Annotated in this window: 16 protein-coding genes and 1 pseudogene; 14 read left to right on the top strand and 3 right to left on the bottom strand. The window is 65.1% G+C overall.

Going from position 1 to position 18,405, the window contains the following annotated elements:
* The first annotated feature begins 74 nt into the window (after positions 1-74).
* The 8 genes from galE to ABB28_RS00340 all read left to right on the top strand — a co-directional run bounded on the left by galE (position 75) and on the right by ABB28_RS00340 (position 7,767).
* Positions 75-1,070, top strand: a complete 996-nt coding sequence (gene galE / locus ABB28_RS00375; protein ID WP_057506720.1) for a UDP-glucose 4-epimerase GalE — start codon at positions 75-77, stop codon at positions 1,068-1,070.
* A 247-nt stretch (positions 1,071-1,317) separates the two neighbouring features.
* The gene (gene amaB, locus ABB28_RS00370) at positions 1,318-2,850 is read left to right on the top strand and encodes an L-piperidine-6-carboxylate dehydrogenase (protein WP_057506719.1); all 1,533 of its coding nucleotides are present in this window, start codon (positions 1,318-1,320) and stop codon (positions 2,848-2,850) included.
* Positions 2,850-3,632, top strand: coding sequence for an SDR family NAD(P)-dependent oxidoreductase (locus tag ABB28_RS00365; protein ID WP_057506718.1), 783 nt, complete (start codon positions 2,850-2,852; stop codon positions 3,630-3,632). Before amaB ends, ABB28_RS00365 begins: the two co-directional genes overlap by 1 nt.
* Positions 3,633-3,678: 46 nt before the next feature.
* Positions 3,679-3,963, top strand: coding sequence for a DUF4190 domain-containing protein (locus ABB28_RS00360; RefSeq protein ID WP_057506717.1), 285 nt, complete (start codon positions 3,679-3,681; stop codon positions 3,961-3,963).
* A 7-nt stretch (positions 3,964-3,970) separates the two neighbouring features.
* Positions 3,971-4,741 carry a class I SAM-dependent methyltransferase gene (locus ABB28_RS00355; RefSeq protein ID WP_057506716.1) on the top strand — a complete coding sequence of 257 codons (771 nt, stop codon included), beginning with the start codon at positions 3,971-3,973 and terminating at the stop codon, positions 4,739-4,741.
* A gap of 7 nt (positions 4,742-4,748) precedes the next feature.
* Complete coding sequence (locus tag ABB28_RS00350; protein WP_057506715.1) at positions 4,749-5,804, top strand: quinone-dependent dihydroorotate dehydrogenase; 1,056 nt, start codon at positions 4,749-4,751, stop codon at positions 5,802-5,804.
* On the top strand, positions 5,804-6,847 hold the full coding sequence (gene murB / locus ABB28_RS00345; RefSeq protein ID WP_057506714.1) for a UDP-N-acetylmuramate dehydrogenase: 1,044 nt from the start codon (positions 5,804-5,806) through the stop codon (positions 6,845-6,847). The genes ABB28_RS00350 and murB overlap by 1 nt, the downstream gene beginning before the upstream one ends.
* Before the next feature lie 50 nt (positions 6,848-6,897).
* A complete protein-coding gene (locus tag ABB28_RS00340) occupies positions 6,898-7,767 on the top strand; it encodes a DMT family transporter (RefSeq protein WP_057506713.1) in 870 nt (289 codons plus the stop codon).
* A gap of 18 nt (positions 7,768-7,785) precedes the next feature.
* Here the strand turns inward: ABB28_RS00340 and ABB28_RS17850 are convergent, their stop codons facing one another.
* Positions 7,786-8,535, bottom strand: a complete 750-nt coding sequence (locus ABB28_RS17850) for a hypothetical protein (protein ID WP_148049501.1) — start codon at positions 8,533-8,535, stop codon at positions 7,786-7,788.
* 492 nt (positions 8,536-9,027) lie between these two features.
* Between ABB28_RS17850 and ABB28_RS00330 the strand changes: the two genes are divergently transcribed.
* The 4 genes from ABB28_RS00330 to ABB28_RS00315 all read left to right on the top strand — a co-directional run bounded on the left by ABB28_RS00330 (position 9,028) and on the right by ABB28_RS00315 (position 15,032).
* Entirely contained in the window at positions 9,028-12,150 is a 3,123-nt protein-coding gene (locus tag ABB28_RS00330; RefSeq protein WP_057506711.1) for a discoidin domain-containing protein, read from the top strand.
* Positions 12,151-12,342: 192 nt separating this feature from the next.
* Entirely contained in the window at positions 12,343-13,800 is a 1,458-nt protein-coding gene (locus ABB28_RS00325) for a tyrosinase family protein (protein WP_152983333.1), read from the top strand.
* 528 nt (positions 13,801-14,328) lie between these two features.
* Positions 14,329-14,727, top strand: a complete 399-nt coding sequence (locus ABB28_RS00320; RefSeq protein ID WP_057506709.1) for a hypothetical protein — start codon at positions 14,329-14,331, stop codon at positions 14,725-14,727.
* The gene (locus tag ABB28_RS00315; protein WP_057506708.1) at positions 14,724-15,032 is read left to right on the top strand and encodes a helix-turn-helix domain-containing protein; all 309 of its coding nucleotides are present in this window, start codon (positions 14,724-14,726) and stop codon (positions 15,030-15,032) included. Before ABB28_RS00320 ends, ABB28_RS00315 begins: the two co-directional genes overlap by 4 nt.
* 70 nt (positions 15,033-15,102) lie before the next feature.
* Here ABB28_RS00315 and ABB28_RS00310 read toward each other — a convergent pair whose 3' ends face one another.
* Positions 15,103-15,885 carry a 3-hydroxybutyrate dehydrogenase gene (locus ABB28_RS00310; RefSeq protein ID WP_057506707.1) on the bottom strand — a complete coding sequence of 261 codons (783 nt, stop codon included), beginning with the start codon at positions 15,883-15,885 and terminating at the stop codon, positions 15,103-15,105.
* A 428-nt stretch (positions 15,886-16,313) separates the two neighbouring features.
* Here ABB28_RS00310 and ABB28_RS18420 point away from each other — a divergent pair, with 428 nt between their 5' ends.
* Together ABB28_RS18420 and ABB28_RS18505 are read left to right on the top strand one after the other, a co-directional pair.
* Entirely contained in the window at positions 16,314-16,442 is a 129-nt protein-coding gene (locus tag ABB28_RS18420; RefSeq protein ID WP_275452884.1) for a hypothetical protein, read from the top strand.
* A gap of 55 nt (positions 16,443-16,497) precedes the next feature.
* Positions 16,498-17,294: pseudogene (locus ABB28_RS18505) on the top strand (zeta toxin family protein).
* A gap of 68 nt (positions 17,295-17,362) precedes the next feature.
* Here the strand turns inward: ABB28_RS18505 and ABB28_RS00305 are convergent.
* A complete protein-coding gene (locus tag ABB28_RS00305) occupies positions 17,363-18,310 on the bottom strand; it encodes a hypothetical protein (RefSeq protein ID WP_057506706.1) in 948 nt (315 codons plus the stop codon).
* Positions 18,311-18,405 lie beyond the last annotated feature (95 nt).

Genomic DNA, 18,405 nt, shown 5'->3' with positions numbered 1-18,405 from the left:
CCTCCAGCGTTCCCCACACAGGGCGCTGGTGCCAGCGGAAAAATCTGAAAACTCCCCACGCCTTACGAGATTCCATGAAGAAGATCCTCATCTGCGGCGGCGCCGGCTACATCGGCAGCCACATGTCGCATTGGCTGCATGATCAGGGCCATCGGGTCACCGTGCTGGACAACCTCTCCACCGGTCATCGCGGCGCAGTGCGCTGGGGCGACTTCATCCACGCCGATCTGCTGGACCCGGCGTCGCTGGACCGGGCCTTGGCAGGTGGACACTTCGACGCCGTAATGCACTTCTGTGCGCGTTCGCTGGTGGGGGAGTCTGTCACCCAGCCCTACGCGTACTACCTGAACAACGTGGCCGGTACGCTCAACCTGCTTGAAGCGATGCGTCGTCATGACGTGGGCCGCATCGTGTTTTCTTCCACGGCAGCGGTGTTCGGCAACCCGGTGGCAGACCTCATCGACGAAGAACACCCCAAGGCCCCGATCAACCCCTACGGCGCCAGCAAGCTGATGGCCGAGCGCATCCTGGCCGACGCCGCCCACGCCTACGGCCTGCGTTCGGTGACGCTGCGCTACTTCAACGCTGCAGGTGCCCTGCCCGATCAGGGTATCGGCGAGGCCCACCTGTGCGAGACCCACCTGATACCGAATGTACTGAAGGCCGCGCTGGGCGACGGTCCGGCGCTGAAAGTGTTCGGCGACGATTACCCGACACCGGATGGCACCTGCGTACGGGACTACGTGCATGTGCAGGACCTTGCCCAGGCACACGCGCTTGCGCTTGATTTCATGGAAGCCAGTGCCGGCGCGCATGCGTTCAACCTGGGTAACGGCCAAGGCTTCTCGGTGCGGGAGGTCATAGCGACCGCGGCCGAGGTGTCCGGCAAGCCGGTGCCGTTCGAGGTGGCACCGCGCCGGGACGGCGACCCGGCAAGCCTGGTGGCATCCAGCGCGAAGGCGCGGGCGCAACTGGGCTGGGTACCGCGCTGGACCGAACTGGGGCCGATCATTGAAAGCGCGTGGCGCTGGCACCGGGATCAGCCGGACTGGTCCAGGCAAGGAGCGTGACGACCTAAGGTCGTCCGCCACCACGAGCAAAAGCAGACGGCCAGCGGCCGTCACTACCGGGGCGGGGGCCGTCACGCCTCTGCTTCCCACCGCCCCCGCCGAGCACGACTCGGCGCTACCGATAACGTCCGCCCCACCGCACCGCACCATGGCCCCGCCGGGCCCTCTGCTACCATCTCCGGCTCAGTGCGCCGCTGCCCCCAGGGCCTGCGGCTGCCCCAATACAACGCGAAAAGAGGGAGTCTGCATGTCTGCCAAGCTGCTCAAGGCCTTGGGCCTGGATGCGATCAACGCCGGTACCTATCTGGGCAATGGCGAGTGGTCCACCGCCACCGGCGGCGAGCTGATCACCCCGGTCAACCCGACCACCGGTGAAGCCATCGCCCAGGTCCGCGCCACCACCGCCGACGAATACGAAACCGTGATCGCGCGGGCGCAGGAAGCCTTCAAGATCTGGCGCACCACCCCGGCCCCGCGCCGTGGCGAAGCGGTGCGCCTGTGTGGCGAAGCCCTGCGCGCCAACAAGGATGCGCTGGGTTCGCTGGTTGCCCTCGAAATGGGCAAGAGCAAGCCGGAAGGCGACGGTGAAGTGCAGGAGATGATCGACATCGCCGACTTCGCGGTGGGCCAGAGCCGCATGCTGTACGGCTACACCATGCATTCCGAGCGCCCCGGCCACCGCATGTACGAGCAGTACCAGCCGCTGGGCCTGGTCGGCATCATCAGCGCGTTCAACTTCCCGGTCGCGGTGTGGGCGTGGAATGCGTTCCTGGCCACCGTCTGCGGCGACATCTGCCTGTGGAAGCCGTCGAACAAGACCCCGCTGACCGCGATCGCCTCCATGCGCATCTGCAATGAAGCGCTGCGCGATGCCGGCTTCCCGGACCTGTTCTTCCTGATCAACGATGCCGGCACTGCGCTGTCGGAAACGATGGTGGCCGACAAGCGCGTGCCGCTGATCAGCTTCACCGGTTCGACCCAGGTCGGCCGCACCGTCGCCGAGAAGGTCGCCCATCGCCTGGGCCGCTGCCTGCTGGAACTGGGCGGCAACAACGCAATCATCCTCGACGAGACCGCGGACCTGAAGCTGGCGATCCCGGGCATCGTATTCGGCGCGGTCGGCACCGCCGGCCAGCGCTGCACCACCACCCGCCGGCTGATCGTGCACGAATCCATCCATGACGACGTGCTGGCCACGCTGGTCAAGGCGTACAAGCAGGTGGAAGGCAAGATCGGCGATCCGACCGACCCGGCCAACCTGATGGGCCCGCTCAACAGCGACGGCGCCGTGCAGCAGTTCCTGGCCTCCATTGAAAAGGCCAAGGCCAGCGGCGGCACCGTGCAGACCGGCGGTACCCGCATCGATCGTGCCGGCAATTTCGTGCTGCCGGCCATCGTCACCGGGCTGAAGAACAGCGATGAAGTGGTGCAGCACGAGACCTTCGCGCCGATCCTGTACGTGATGAAGTACAGCACGCTGGACGAAGCCATCGACATGCAGAACGGCGTGCCGCAGGGCCTGTCTTCGTCGATCTTCACCACCAACCTGAAGACCGCCGAGCGCTTCCTGTCGGCGGCCGGTTCGGACTGCGGCATCGCCAACGTCAACATCGGCACGTCCGGTGCGGAGATCGGCGGCGCCTTCGGTGGTGAGAAGGACACCGGCGGCGGCCGCGAATCCGGCTCCGATGCCTGGAAGGTCTACATGCGCCGGCAGACCAACACCATCAACTATTCGGATTCGCTGCCGCTGGCCCAGGGCATCAAGTTCGACCTGTGATGGACACGGGCCGCACTGCCGCCGGGCATGGCGCGACGCTGGCTGGCCGCCGGGTCGCCATCGCCGGTGGCAGCAAGGGCATCGGGCGCTGCATCGCGCTGGCCTTCGCCGGCGCAGGCGCGTCGGTGTCGGTCTGCGCGCGCGGCCAGCAGGGCCTCGCCGCCCTGGCACGTGATGCCCAGGACCAGGGCACCCCGCTGCATACCCACGCCGCCGATCTCTCCGGTCTGGAGCAGATCGGCGGATGGCTGGAAAACGCTGCCGAAGCGCTGGGCGGCATCGATGTGCTGGTCAACAATGCGACCGGCTACGGCATGGCCGACGACGAAGACGGCTGGGCCGCCAGCCTGCAGGTCGACCTGATGGCAGCGGTGCGCGCTTCGCGGCTGGCCCTGCCCTGGCTGCGTGCATCCACCGATGCCTGCATCCTCAACCTGTCCTCCATCGCCGCCCAGCAACCGCGTCCGGGCGCTGCGCCCTACGCCGCGGCCAAGGCCGCGCTGTCCCACTACACCACCAGCCAGGCGCTGGCCCTGGCGCAGTACCGGATCCGGGTCAACGCGATCGCGCCGGGCTCGATCGAATTCGAAGACGGCCTGTGGGACCGCCGCCGCGTGGACGATCCGGCGCTGTACCACGGCACGCTGGCGAAGATTCCCTTCGGCCGCTTCGGCCGGCCCGAAGAGATCGCCCATGCCGCCCTGTTCCTGTGCTCGCCGCTGGCCGGATGGATTACCGGGCACGTGCTCAATGTGGACGGTGGTCAGGTATTGATGGGCTAATCGAGGCACAACCTCTATCATGGCCGGGTCTTTAGGGAGGACCCGCATGAGCGTGCCTAACCGTCATACCAGTGGACTGGCCGTCGCCAGCCTGGTCCTGGGGATCTGCAGCTGGACCGTGCTGCCCTTCATCGCCAGCATCGGGGCGATCATCACCGGGCACATGGCCCGCGCCGAAATCCGCCGCCGCCCGCACGAGCTCGACGGCGACGGGCTGGCCATCGGGGGCCTGGTCCTCGGCTGGCTGATGGTGCTGGGCGCGGTGCTGGCCATCGGCGCCTTCCTTGCCTTCTTCGGTGGCCTGGCCTGGCTGGCCCACGTTTCATCATGAGGTGGGCATGAGCACTCCTGAATCGGCATCCCGTTTTTCCAACCGCGTCGAAGACTACGTGCGCTTCCGCCCGGGTTATCCGCCGGCCCTGCTGCGCTGGCTGCATGACGAACAAGGCGTGCCGCGCGAGGCGCTGGTTGCCGACATCGGGGCCGGCACCGGCATTTCCAGCCAGATCCTGCTGGCCGCCGGCCATCCGCTTATCGCAGTGGAACCCAATGCAGCCATGCGCGCGGCAGCCGAGCACTGGCTGGGTACGGAGTACCCCCGCTTCCGCGCCGCCGATGGCACCGCCGAGGCGACCGGCCTGGCCGATGCCAGCATCGGATTGGTCAGCGCCGCGCAGGCCTTCCACTGGTTCGACACGCACGCCGTGCGCCGCGAGTGGAAACGCATCCTGGCCCCGGGCGGACGGGTGCTGGTGTTCTGGAACTCGCGCCTGCTGGATGCGTCCCCGTTCCTGCGCGGCTACGAACAGCTGCTGCTGGAGTTCGGCACCGACTACAGCGCGGTGGCCGAGCGTTACCAGACCGACGAGCAGATGCGTGACTGGTTCGCCGGCGGCCTGCAGGCCATCGGCTATTTCCCCAACGTGCAGATGCTGGACTTCGATGCCCTGCAGGGTCGCCTGCTCTCTTCGTCCTACGCCCCCACTGCCGGCCAGCCGAATCACGAATCGATGCTTGCCGCGCTGCGCACCTTGTTCGACCAGCATGCCGTCGACGGCAAGGTCGCTTTTGAATACCAAACCCGTGCCTTCCTCGGCACGCTGGACTGATCTGCCCATGTACTCGCTTGCACGCCCCTTCCTGTTCTCCCTCGATGCCGAGCGCGCCCACGGCCTGGGCCTGGCCGCGCTGGACACCGCCTACCGCTTCGGCACCACGCCGCTGGTGGCGCCGCGCATCGCGCCGTTGCCCACGCCCGCCTTCGGCCTGACCTTCCCCAACCCGGTCGGCCTGGCTGCGGGGCTGGACAAGAACGGGGCGCACATCGACGCCCTGTTCGCGCTGGGGTTCGGGTCGGTGGAGATCGGCACCATCACCCCGCGCCCGCAGGCGGGCAACCCCAGGCCGCGGCTGTTCCGGCTGCCGGACCACGGCGCCATCATCAACCGGATGGGCTTCAACAACGCCGGCGTGGACGCACTGGTGCGCAACGTGGAAGCCGCACGCGACCGCCGCGGGCTGCTGGGCATCAACATCGGCAAGAACAAGGACACCCCCAACGAGCAGGCGCTGGACGATTACATCGCCTGCCTGGACAAGGTGTACCCGCTGGCGGACTACATCACCGTCAACATCTCCTCGCCCAACACCGCCGGCCTGCGCGAACTGCAGGAAGAAAACGCCCTGCGCCAGCTGGTTGCCGGCCTGCGCGAACGCCAGGAACAGCTGGCCGGCGTGCACGGCAAGCGCGTGCCGATGCTGGTCAAGGTGGCACCGGATCTCAATGAGCGCGATATCGATGCCGCAGCGCGCGTGCTGGCCGAACTGCAGGTGGACGGGGTGATCGCCACCAATACCACCATCGATCGCAGCCGCATCGCCGGCGATGCGCGCGCCAACGAGGCCGGCGGCCTGTCCGGTGCGCCGCTGCTGGACCAGTCCACGCTGGTGCTGCGCCGCCTGCGCGCGCGGCTGCCGGAAAGCATGCCGCTGGTCGGCGTGGGCGGAATCAGCTCCGGTGCCGATGCCGTGGCCAAGATGGCCGCCGGTGCCGCGCTGGTGCAACTCTACAGCGGGCTGGTGTTCCGCGGCCCGGCGCTGGTTTCCGAATGCGTCGAAGCGATCCGTCGCCGCCGCGAAGCACCCAGTCGCGGTGCGGTGGGAGGCCTGTGATGGCAACCAGCGGCTGGACCCTCACCGAAAACGCCTCCCTGCTGGCGCTCAACACCTTCCATGTGCAGGCGCAGGCCGCGCAGCTGCTGGAAATCCAGGACTCCGCCACCCTGCCCGATGCCCTGGCCCTGCCAAGCGTGGCCGAAGGCCCCTTGCTGGTGCTGGGCAGTGGCAGCAACGTGCTGCTGGCCGGTGACGTGCAGGGCACCGTGCTGGTGTTCGCCAATCAGGGCATCGACATCCTGGAACACCGCGCCGACTACACCGTGGTGCGCGCCGCGGCCGGGGTGAACTGGCACAAGCTGGTGCTCTGGTCGCTGCAGCACGGGCTGTCCGGACTGGAAAACCTGGCGCTGATTCCCGGCACCGTGGGCGCATCGCCGATCCAGAACATCGGCGCCTACGGCGTCCAGGTCGGTGAGTTCATCCAGACCGTCGAAGCCTGGGACCGCGATGCAGGCCAATGGGTGCGGCTGGACACCGAACAGTGTGCCTTCGGCTACCGCGACAGCGTGTTCAAGCAGCAGCCGGAGCGCTACCTGATCACCGCCGTGGAGCTGCGCTTGCCGCTGCTGCACGCACTGCGCATGGACTACGCCGGCATCGCCGAAGAACTGCAGGCGCAGGGCATCGATACGCCCAGTGCGGTGGACGTGGCCAACGCGGTGATCGCGATCCGCCGCCGCAAGCTGCCGGACCCGGACGTACTGGGCAATGCGGGCAGCTTCTTCAAGAATCCGATCCTTGGCGTGGACCAGGTGGAGGTGCTGCTGCAGTCCTTCCCGGAACTGCCGGTGTATCCGGCAGAACGCGAGGACCAGCGCAAGGTATCGGCCGCCTGGATGATCGAGCACTGCGGCTGGAAGGGATTCCGCGAAGGCGATGCCGGGGTGGCGCCCAGCCATGCGCTGGTGCTGGTCAACCATGGCAACGCCAGCGGCGCCGAGTTGCTGGCCCTGGCCAGGCGCATCTCCGCTTCGGTGCTGGAAACCTTCTCGGTCGCCATTGAACCGGAACCGAGGCTGATCGGCGCGCAGTGGTGACCCCCTCCCTTTCGAGTACCCGCGCGCCGCCGATACGCGCGGCCTGGTTGATGCTGGGCAGTACGTTGTCGTTCGGCTTCATGGCGCTGGCCATCCGCTATGCCACCGCCTACGTGCCGACCCAGGAAGTGGCCTTCTTCCGCAACGCGTTCGGCCTGCTGGCGCTGCTGCCGATGCTGCTTCGCCCCGGCCGCGCCCCGCTGAAAACCCAGCAGCTTCCGCGCTACTTCATGCGCAGTGCGATCGGCCTGGCCTCGATGCTGTGCGCTTTCTGGGCGCTGGGTCATCTGCCGATGGCGCAGGCCGTATCGCTGTCCTACTCCACGCCATTGTTCGTCACCATCGCCGCGGTGCTGTGGCTGGGCGAGACGGTGCGCGTGCGGCGCTGGGCCGCGGTGATCATCGGCTTCATCGGTGTGCTGGTGATCGTGCGGCCGGGCACCGGCAGCTTCAGCGCGGGCAGCCTGGTGGCGGTGGCCGCGGCCGTGCTGAGCTCGGTGGTCGCCATCCAGATCAAGCAGCTCACCCGCGTGGACAGCGCCGATACCGTGGTGTTTTACACCTATGTGTTCTGGGTGCCGCTGTCGTTGATACCGGCGCTGTTCGTCTGGCAATGGCCCAGCGGCATCGCTTGGCTGTGGCTGGCGCTCACGGGGGTGCTGGGCACGCTTGGCCAGCTGCTGTGGACCCGCGCCCTGCGCCTGGGGGAGGTGTCCGCATTGACCCCGATCAGCTTCATGCAGTTGCCCCTGGTCAGCGTCATGGCCTGGCTGTTGTTCGATGAGGTGCTGGATCGCTGGACCGTGATCGGCGCGTTGATCATCCTCGGTTCCAATGCCTACATCGCACACCGCGAAGCGGTGCTGGCACGCCGGGCGAAGAGCGAAGCCGCCAGCGCGGCCGCCAAGCCGGGCGAATAGACGGCGACCGCGGGGGGATCAGCCCGCTCCGGCCCACCATAACGTATCGCCCTGTACGCTCCGGGTCCGCTCGGTTTCCAGCAGGGCGTTCAGGCGCCGCAGCGCGTCGCGACGCACCGCAACCGGATGCCCCGCCGCCTGCGGGCCCAGCAGCAACTGCTGGGTTTCCACCAGATGCCGCAGCACGCGCTGGTGGCGATAGGCTTCGTTGCATACCGGCGATGCAGCACCGCCCGCCGGGGCTTGTTCCAATGCCGAAACATGCCGGGCCAATGCATCGTGAAGCGCTTCGGCACGCGCGTGCATGGTCGCGATGTGCTGGCGGTTGCCGAGCCACATATCGACGAACGCCTGTCCCATGATGTCCGTTGCCGTGGGCAGGCCAGCCGGCTGTGCGAGCCAGCTGCCCACCCGCTCCAGCGCGCGCCCGTCGGCGCACTCCCAGGCATCGGGTATGCAGGGCGGTGCCGGTTCGACCAGAAGCGGTTGCGGCGGCATTGCATCGCCCGGTCCGTCCTGCGCGGCGAGTACTTCCCTCAGCACCCAATGCCGGCCCCAGCGGGTCGCGCCAGGGGGCCGCGCGTGGTGGCCAGCCTGACGGCGCATGGGCGCTGCCTCCAGCCGCCACTGTTGGCCAGCGTCATCGACGACGTCGAACCTCGCCGTCACGCCGTCATTCTCACTGGACTGCCGTCGTACGCTCGCTGCGACAACGCCGAACGCGCGGGCCAACATCTCCGTTGCGTGGACGATCGGCACCTGGTTCATGAGGAATCCGCCATAGGACTGGTCTGAATCCGAACTATCCCAGAACCGGGAAAAGCGGATGTAGAAACAGCCTCACGGCGACATCGCAGGTCGCTCCCGGCCCGATGGACCGGCTCACCGACAAGCCATTTACGCCACACAAGGCTCAGGATCGTCGAGAGGTGCGGGCTATGGCCCGACTTCAACCGCAAGATGGACGACCGAGCCCGGGCAGGATGCGGTGTCAGCGGAATGCGGGCTACCAGGAATCGCTTGCACGCCCGCGTGGGAATCTGGCGCAATCTGGCGCGTTCAGCCAGCGATCTGCGCAATCGCCTTTCCTCGTCCTTGCGACGCCGTTCCCGCGGACCCCCAAGCCATCCCGGCCTCAGGCCCGGTCAGGCCTGGAGCGGCGCCGGCGGCCTACCGCAGCGCGTCGTGTAAGCGCTTCCAGTGCCTGTTAGCGTCTGCTCACCCCAGCGTGGGGTTACCAATGCGTAGAGGAGTGGAGAGATGGTGCTGCAAGCCGGTAACGGGAAACCGATCCGCGGCGCGACGGCGGGCATGGCGCGCCTGCTGTTGCTGCCGACCCTTGCCTGGGCCGGGATCTGCAGCGCGCAGGAACTGGCGCCACGCAGCCAGTGGCAGGCCAGCAGTTCATCGCAGCAGGTAGCGGCGATGGCCATCGGCCACCTGATCGACAACGATCCGGCAACGGTGACCGGTGGCGCCTTCAGCTCCGGCCACTGGTTCCAGGTCGATGTCGGCCAGCCGGCGCTGCTCGGCGGCGTTCGCATCACCTGGGACGTCTCCAATCCGGAGGGCTACACCCTGCAGACCTCGCTGGATGGCAAGCAGTGGGACCTGGCCTACACCATGGGCGATTCGTTGGGCGGCGTCGAAACCCTGTTCTTCGCCCCGCGCCAGGCCCGCTACCTGCGCGTGGCAAGCCCCGAACGTACCTCGGACTGGGGCGTGTCGATCCTTGAAATGGAACCGCTTGATACGCGCAGCAGCGCGCGCCTGGCCCAGCTGGGCGCCGAGCCGGCCGCCGCGCTGTGGCAGGGCGGCCGCGCGGTAGGGGTTCCCGCTGCAGCCGATGGCACGCATGTGCTGGATGTCGCCCTGCCCCGCGCCCTGGCCACGACCGGCCTGGTGGTGGACTGGGCCGAAGGCGCACATGGCGCTGCGCAGCTTGAGGTGCAGGACGCGAACGGCAGATGGACCATGCTGGCGCGTGACCGTCAGGCAGGCAGCCGCCCGCAGAGTTGGCTGGCCGGCACTGCCGCCGTCAGCGCACATGGCCTGCGCCTGCGGGTGGAGGGTAGCGCGCCGTCGATCCGGCGGATCCGCCTGCTGGGACCTGCCGCGGTAATGACCCCGATGAAGCGCTACCAGGTTGCCGCCAGTGGCGCGCAGCGTGCGTTGGCGCCGGCATCGCTGCAGATGCAGCAGACCTACTGGACCGCCGTGGGCGTACATGCCGGCGTGCAGAAATCGATCTTCGACGAATACGGCAACATCGAAGCCTTCAAGGGCGCCCCGCTGGTGCAACCGATCTGGCGCAGTGCCGACGGCCACGCCGCAGGCGCCGCCGGGCACCCGCTGCGGCATGCACTGCGCGATGGCTGGAAGCCGATGCCATCGGCAGCGTGGTCACCGCAGCCAGGGCTGGACCTGCACAGCGAGGCGTTCGCCATTGAACTGGGCGGGCAACCGGTGACGCTGCTGCGTCATCGCCTGCACAACACCGGCACGACCCCGATCAACGGCACGCTGACACTGGCCGTGCGCCCGATGCAGATGAACCCGCCGTGGCAGAACGGCGGCCTGTCGCCGATCCGCGAGGTGGCCATCGAGGGCCGCACGATCAGCGTCAATGGTCGCCGCCTGCTGCAGTCGCTGACCCCGGTGGACGCCGCGGGCGCCGCACCGTTCGGCATGGAGGGCAGCAGTGAAATCAGCGCCGCCATTGCCAGCGGCCAGCTGCCCCACGCGCAGCGTGCGGAGGATGCCGACGGACTGGCCGCGGCCGCCCTCGCCTACCGCATGGCGCTGCAGCCGGGTGAATCCCGCGCCGTCGTGGTCGCCTTCCCGCTGGGCACTGCGCCAGCGGCGGCCGATGGCAGCCTGCCGCAGGCGCCGCCACTGGTGCTGCCCGACGCCCCTGCTGACGCCGACGCGCAATTCGATGCACTGGCCGCACGCGCCTCCGCCGACTGGCAGGCGCGGCTGGGCCAGGTCGGCCTGCGGCTGCCGGACAACTCGCTGGTGGACATGCTGCGCGCGCAGGCCGCCTACATGCTGATCAACCAGACCGGCCCGGCGATGCAGCCCGGCCCGCGCAACTACAACCGTTCCTTCATCCGCGATGGCATGGCCACCTCGGCCGTGCTGCTGCGCATGGGCGAAGCGGCGGTGGCGCGCGACTGCCTGGCCTGGTACAGCGCGCACGGCGTGCATGCCAACGGCCTGGTCTCGCCGATCCTCAACAACGACGGCAGCGTCAACACCGGCTTCGGTTCGGACATCGAGTACGACAGCCAGGGCCAGTACATCAGCCTGGTCGCCGACGTGGCACGGCTGGATGGTGGCCCGGAATCAGTGCGGGCTTACCTGCCCAAGGTGAAGGCCGCGATGCGTTTCCTGCAGGAACTGCGCGAGCGCACGCTGGTGCCAGGCTACATGGCCAGCCACCCCGCACCGGAGCGTTTCGCCGGCATCCTGGCGCCTTCGATCAGCCACGAAGGCTATCCCGCACCCACCCACAGCTACTGGGATGACTACTGGGGCATCAAGGGCTGGCACGACGGCGCATGGCTGGCCGACGCACTGGGCGATCGCGAAACCGCCCTCTGGGCGCGCGAGCAGGGCCGCCTGCTGCATGACGCCGTCGCCGATTCGATCCGCGCCACCATGGCCTGGAAAGGCATCGATTTCATTCCGTCTTCGGCCGACCTGGGCGATGGCGATCCGACCGGCGTTTCGATCGCGCTGGACCCGACCGGCGCGCAGGACGTGCTGCCCGACGCGGCCCTGCGCACCACGTTCGCGCGTTACCTGGACGATGTACGCAAGCGCACACAGCCGGGCGCGCTGTATGCGTACACGCCGTACGAAATCCGCAATGTGCTCAGCTACGTGCACCTTGGCCAACCGGAGGCGGCCAACGAACTGCTGCGCGGCCTGCTGCATGACCGTCGCCCGCTGGAATGGCAGGTGCTGGCCGAAGTGGTGCATTCGCGACTGCGCTTCCCGCGCTACCTCGGCGACATGCCGCACACGTGGATCGGCGCGGAATATGGCCGCACCTTGTTCGGCATGCTGATGCGCGAGGACGATGACGCGCTGTCCCTGCTGCCGGGCACGCCAGCGTCTTGGCTTGTGGGCGACGGCCTGGCAGTGGAACGCCTGCCGACGGCCTACGGCACATTGAAGCTGGACGCACGGCAGCGTGACGGCGTGCTGAGCGTGACGCTGGGCGAAGGCCTGCGCGAAGGAACCGCCGTGCGGGTGTGGTGGCCGAGCCGCACGCGACCGCATTCGGTACGCGTGGACGGACGCCGCGTGGATGCATTCGATGCCGACGGCGTGTTGCTGCCACGCGCGTTCAAGCACCTTGAAGCGCGCTGGTAAAACAGGCGGCCGTCGATGGACATGACGTTAACCGGCCTGCAGAGTGTCGCCTGCAGGCAGCGACTGGAGGCCCGTCCTGTTCCCATGCGCTGCGGTGCAGGGCTCGACGCATATCCCGGCTTGATGCCACCGCCGCCGTCACCTTGAATCGACCTTGCAGGGCCATCACGGCCCTCCAAGGAGACCAATGTGTTGAACCGAAGATCAATGATGGTGGGAAGCGCTTCCGCGCTGATCCTGGCAAGCGGACTGGCAGGCTCGAAACGTGCATCGGCACAACAGACCCTCCGAGTGCGCCGCAATATCGCGAACATGTCGCTGGACGACCCGGACCTCGTTGCGTTCAGGACGTTTGTCGGGGAGATGCGCGCTCGCGACCAGTCCAATGCGCCGAGCTGGATCAAATTCGCGGACATCCATGGCGGCTCCTTCAACTTCAAATACTGCCAGCACGGCAATTGGTATTTCCTGCCTTGGCACCGGGCTTATCTGGACATGTACGAGCAGGCCGTCATCGAGCTGACCGGACATACCCGGTTCGCCCTGCCCTACTGGGACTGGTCGACCCAGCAGGCATACCCGGCTGCATTCACCGATCCGATGTACCAAGGCAAGCCCAATCCCCTGTTTTCGCCTTTTGCTGGCGATGATCTGCGCCAGGAGAGGAAGCCGGTTCCCAGCCTGCCGGCCGCCGAAACAGGACTGGGGAAGATAAGCGGGCTGCTCAACGCAACGATCCTCGAAAACTTCGCTGGGGGCCGCCCGTTCGATGAAACCGTCACGCCACCGCAGGTCCAGAACAACGTATCACCGGTATGGCTGGGGCGCCGCGGCGCGGTTTCAGAGCTGGAATCGGGACCCCACAATTATGTCCACGATGAGGTCAACGGCTACATGGGTTTCCCCGCCGCCGCGCGTGACCCTTTGTTCTTCCTGCACCACGCCAACGTAGACCGGATCTGGGAGAACTGGATCCTGCAGGGGCATGTCAACACCACCGATCCGCTCTGGCTGGACATGGTGTTTCCAAATCATTTCCTGCGCATGAATGGCCAGACCTACAGCGTCCGGGTAGACAAGGTGCGGCGCACTGCAGACCTGGGCTACAAATACGATGACAGCCGCGCCGCTGCCCGCCCGCTGCGCAGCCTGGCGCAGACCGGCACAGACGAAATGCGCTTCAAAGCCCTGTTCAACCCCGCCGCCACCACCGTGGTCCCGCGCGCGCGTACCGAACGCATCGGCAGCGCGACGCCGTCCAGGCCCCTGAGCATTCCGCTCAACGTGCCATCGGCGTCAGCTTCCAGCGGCAAGCGCGTCTTCGCCGTAATGCGCGGCACGCACGTCGGCAGCAACCTGCATTGCGTGCGCGTCTTCGTCAATCTGCCAAGTGCCGGGCCACGCACGCCGACGACCGACCCGCACTACGTCACCGCGATCAACTTCTTCGCCAACAAAGCCCACCAGGGCCACATGGACCCCGGGCATTGTTATTCGGTCGAGTTGACCGATGCGTTGAAGAAACTTGGACAAAATGGTCCGCCGGTGCCGGGATCACTGACATTGCAGCTGGTGCCGATCCAGCGGACCGGGGCACCCGCCACCGACCTCGCCGTCGGCCCCGAGATGATCGACGTGGGCCTGGTGTAACGGCTACATCGCGTCGCCCCCGACGGCATGCTGATCCGCTTCGGCAGTGACGACCGCTGGTCGTCAAGGGAACCACCCACCCCGGTGGGCGGTTCCTTGCCCCGGTAGGTGAACCCTGCCCAGGTGGGTGAACCCTGCCCCGGTGGGTGAGCCCCTTGCCCCGGTGGGTGATCCCCTGCCCCGGTGGGTGACGACCGTTGGTCGTCACGCTCTTGCTCTGACGAACCTCACCAACTTCGCAACAATTCTCATGGACGCCTACCCCACCCCATCGCAAGCTGGCCGTGCTGAAGCCGAAGAGCAACAGCCGGGATTGGCATCCTGTTTGATTGATTCCCTACTTAGCTCTGTTTTGCCCTCTGGGCACGGCGGAGAATGCACAGCATTGCCCGCAGGTTCCATGGCGGGCGATGTGTGGGGATCCTGATCCGCCGGCTTTTTTGGGAATCATCACCGGTATGCCAACCCGCATCGCCCGCCACCTCGCGCCTCCGCGCAGGTGGCCACCCGCCATGCGAAGGACGACCGATGGAAACCAACTACCCCCTCAGTGCCAAGCGCCTGTACGCGTTGATCGGCGACCGGATCAGCGAGTTCCCGCCCTACTTCATAGAACGCCTGGAACATCGGCTCGAAGAGTCGGAGTTGCTGCGCGCACGCAGTGTACGCTGCGGCAGCGTCGTAAGCCTGCGCCGGGCACCCGACGTGGCCAGCGAAGCCGAGCGCACGCGGCAAGGCGAGGTCGGCGTCCCCCTGCACAGCCTCCACGCACTGGGCTCCATCCTGGAGACCCTGCACGCGGTGCACGTGGCCAGACCCGAAGCCCATCCGAACGCTGGAATCACCGCGCAGATGGTAGAAGGCCTGATTGTCTTCGGACGCGAAATCGTAAAAGCATCGATGGCTGAGACGGGAGGCACGCCATGAGCGCAGACGACTTCACCGGGCCGGCCGTCAACGGCCCCGAAGCCCGCGCCGCCCAGCGTGCGGAATTCTTGGATGTGCGCGTGCGGATGGACTGCTGCAATGAGGCCACCTTCGCCCGCGCGTTGCTGCTGGTGGCGGAACTGGATGGAATCGACGATGTCGCCAGGGCGTGCGGCGTGGGTACCGAGTTCATGCGAAGGCAATTGAACGGCACGCGTCCGCTCCACTTCGACTCGGTGCTGCAGGTGACGCGTGCGCTAGGTGTGCAACTGCGGGTAGAGGCACTACCGGACCGCCCCCGGTAGTGCCGGCCGCTGGCCGGCAACCCCGCCGGCTTCGGTAGTGCCGGCCGCCGGCTGGCAACCTCATAACGACCTACCGCGCTGTCCAGCCACCATCCATCGGAAGCGCCGTGCCGGTCATCTGAGCCGCAGCGTCCGATGCCAGGAAAACCACCATTTCCCCGAGCTGCTCGGGCGTCACGAACTGCAGCGATGGCTGCTTCTCGGCCAGCAATGCGCGAGCGGCCGACTCCTGATCCGTTCCCTCCCGTTCCGCCAACGCGGTGATCTGCTGCTCGACCAGCGCCGTTCGCACCCATCCCGGGCAGATGGCGTTGGCGGTGATGCCGGTGCCCGCGGTTTCCAGCGCCGTCGCCTTGGTGAATCCCACCACGCCATGCTTGGCCGTCACGTAAGCCGCCTTGTTCACCGACGCAACCAGTCCATGCACCGATGCAATATTGATGATGCGACCGGCCCCCTGCTGCTTCATGCAGGGCAAGGCCGCCGCCGTGGCATGGAACACTGCGGATAGATTCAGCGCGAGGATCGCATCCCACTTCTCGACGGGAAACTCCTCGATCGATGCGGTGTGCTGGATGCCAGCATTGTTCACCAGAATGTCAATGCGCCCCATCGCCGCAACCGCGTGGGCGATCATTTCCCGCACCGCCTCGCCACGCGACAGGTCGGCGCCATCATGCGCAACCCGCACACCGAAGTCGGCCTGAAGCCCGGCGCGAATCCTTTCGATCTCCTGGGCATCGCCGAACCCATTCAGCACGATGTCGGCGCCCTGCCGCGCGAGCGCGGTAGCAATACCGAGACCGATTCCGCTGGTGGACCCCGTGACCACCGCGACTTTTCCATTGAACATGGGGAGCTTCCATCGGGCGTAGGTGGGCAGTGTAGCGTCAGTCGACACACGCCACGCGTGCGATGCTCTGATTCAACGCTGCGACGCCCCAATGAGCCACTTCCGGAGCCAAGGTGGCTCAAACAACGTGGTTGACCCAATGTCGCGAATCGCATTGGGCCTACCAAGCCATGTGCAGCGACTTTCGAATTCGCTTGGATCTGACGAACGGGTGAAAGTCATGACGCTGCCCGCCCCGCCCGTTCCGGCAAACCTCCGGGAAATTCTCAAAGACTAGCCCGATTACATCGAACAACTGCAGAGACTCTCAATCTGGTAAAGGACAGAAGACTGAAGTCCGCCCTGCTTTTGAGGCCGCAATCTGGGCGTGGGAAGACAAGATTGAAAGGTTCATTCCCGAAGCTCGTATTGAGCTTGACGATGCTGAGGTGTCAGGCGATCCGAAAGCGATTACCCAGGCGCGGGAAAAGGAGAAGCTGATGTTCAGTGCCTCCTTCAAGCGCCATTGGTTGGGAGATGAATCGATTCACGCGTTCTTTGAGGCGCCTGAAAAATGATCGGTCCGGACAGCCACATGGATCATGAAACCCATGCTCGGCTGCTCGAGAGAAGGTGATCCCAGAAAGCAGGAACGAGACCCACTCTCAGGAGCACCCCAAGGCGGTCGTGTTAGCAGGCCAGCCGGGAGCCCGCAAGAGCAAAGTGCGCGGCGCGCTCCTTCGCGAACTCAACGGGAATGTGGTGCAGGTAGATCCCGACCAACTGCGTAGGACGCACCCTGCATTCGTACGCCTAAGTCAGCAGCATCCTTACACTTGGGCTGACCATACCCGAAAGGCGCCAGCCAATGGGCCAAAGAGCTCCGCTCCGCAGCAATCGACGGACGCAGGAATCTTATACTCGACACCACGCTTGGCAATGGTGATAGCACGATCACGCTGATCAATGACCTTCAGGCCAAGGGCTATGAAGTCGAGGTCAGTGCAGTTTTCGCGCATCGCCTGGAAAGTGAAATTGGCGTGGATGGTCGATTTTCGACTCTCTCAATACCAACGGATGCGGCCGCTAGGTCCCCTCTCACTGTCGTACTGGATGGCTGGATCGCTCTAGAAATGAGACCCGTCCCTACAAAGGGCAATGCAGCTCGATCAGCGCCAACAGCCGCCTTCAGGAAACCACCTGATCAATCTCTTGAAGCGCAGCTCGCGGCGCGTCGCCTTGCGTCGGCCCAGGCTTTCTGCATCACCGACTGTCAGCTGCATGGCAGACTGCTCAACGTGCGTCTGATGCCCCTCAAGCCTGGCGGCCAGCGGCCATCACTACCGTCGGATTTGGGGAAAAATTGTCCAGAACGTCCCGAGATGAATGAGTTTGTTATCGAGAAAATGCTTCTTTCTTCCACAGCCTGACAAATCTGCTTTTTTAATAAATCAGGCCCAAACATATACTGAAATTTCGGATCACGAAAAAAACAAATTTATTTTACGGTTATCTCATCCGTCCTGTACGCGCTACCTGAATCACCTTCGACAGTAGCCTTCAGCAGTATCACCTGAAAAGACTCGTCTCCGGGGAGATAGTCAGACAGTCGAACAGACTTGCTCGTTCCAGGAAACGCAATTACGTCATGCTGAATGAAGTCGTACCTTCCAGGGAATTCGGATCTCCGCTCGCTTACTTGCGTCGTCGTAACAAAGGTATACGTAAGTCTACGATCTGTGTCGTTCTCGATCTTGATGTCAATAATAACACCGTCCCCTTCCCGCCACAATTTCTCGACACGGAACGTTTCGAGCATTTTATTCATAGCACCCTTCTGAACTTCAAGGGAGCTTGAAGGAGACCCAGCCTTTAAATCATAAGCAAGCACAACTTTTTCCGAAAAAACTCCGTCAGGAAACATTACAGGTAGGAACTCATTTTCCACGAACCTGCCTGCGACATAACCCAGCAGGGGCATCAAGACGAAAAAGGCAAAAAACACCAAGAAATTTTGGGCGGGCGTCAGCTGTGCCTCTTGGAGCCTTTCCTTGATCTTTCCAACGGTTTCCTTAGAAGATATTTCGACCACGTGCTCCTTCCTAAACTCACCACCCTCCGCAGTCATAATAACGGTCAGCTCTTGCTTCGGCGCGAGTCGATCTATCTTCAAGAATCCATCGTTATCAACTGACATTCCGGGGCGGTCGGATGCGATAACCGTGTAGCCGAAGGCAGGAGAAAGTTGAACGCGAACATCTTCCTCCGCGCGAGATCCTCCATTGAATAGCGTCAGCTCAATTGTCTTAGCGGCATTACGGCTGACGAGATCAGAGTAATCAAATAGTTTGGGCGCAATGAGAAAGAGGCGGCGAGAAAGAAATAACTGCTTAGCCATCCATGCAACGAAGACAACCACCAACCCAGAAATAACACCGGTGATCATAGAGACTCATCTCCTACATCATTAATTATAAATTAAACGACGTCCCGCTTCCCCCCCGGAAATCTGCGAACTATACTTGATCAAAAATATCGCCA

It is taken from the genome of Stenotrophomonas chelatiphaga (assembly GCF_001431535.1).
Taxonomy (GTDB): Bacteria; Pseudomonadota; Gammaproteobacteria; order Xanthomonadales; family Xanthomonadaceae; genus Stenotrophomonas; species Stenotrophomonas chelatiphaga.
Note: the sequence above shows the minus strand (reverse complement) of the source record. Positions and strands in the feature narration are given on the sequence as shown.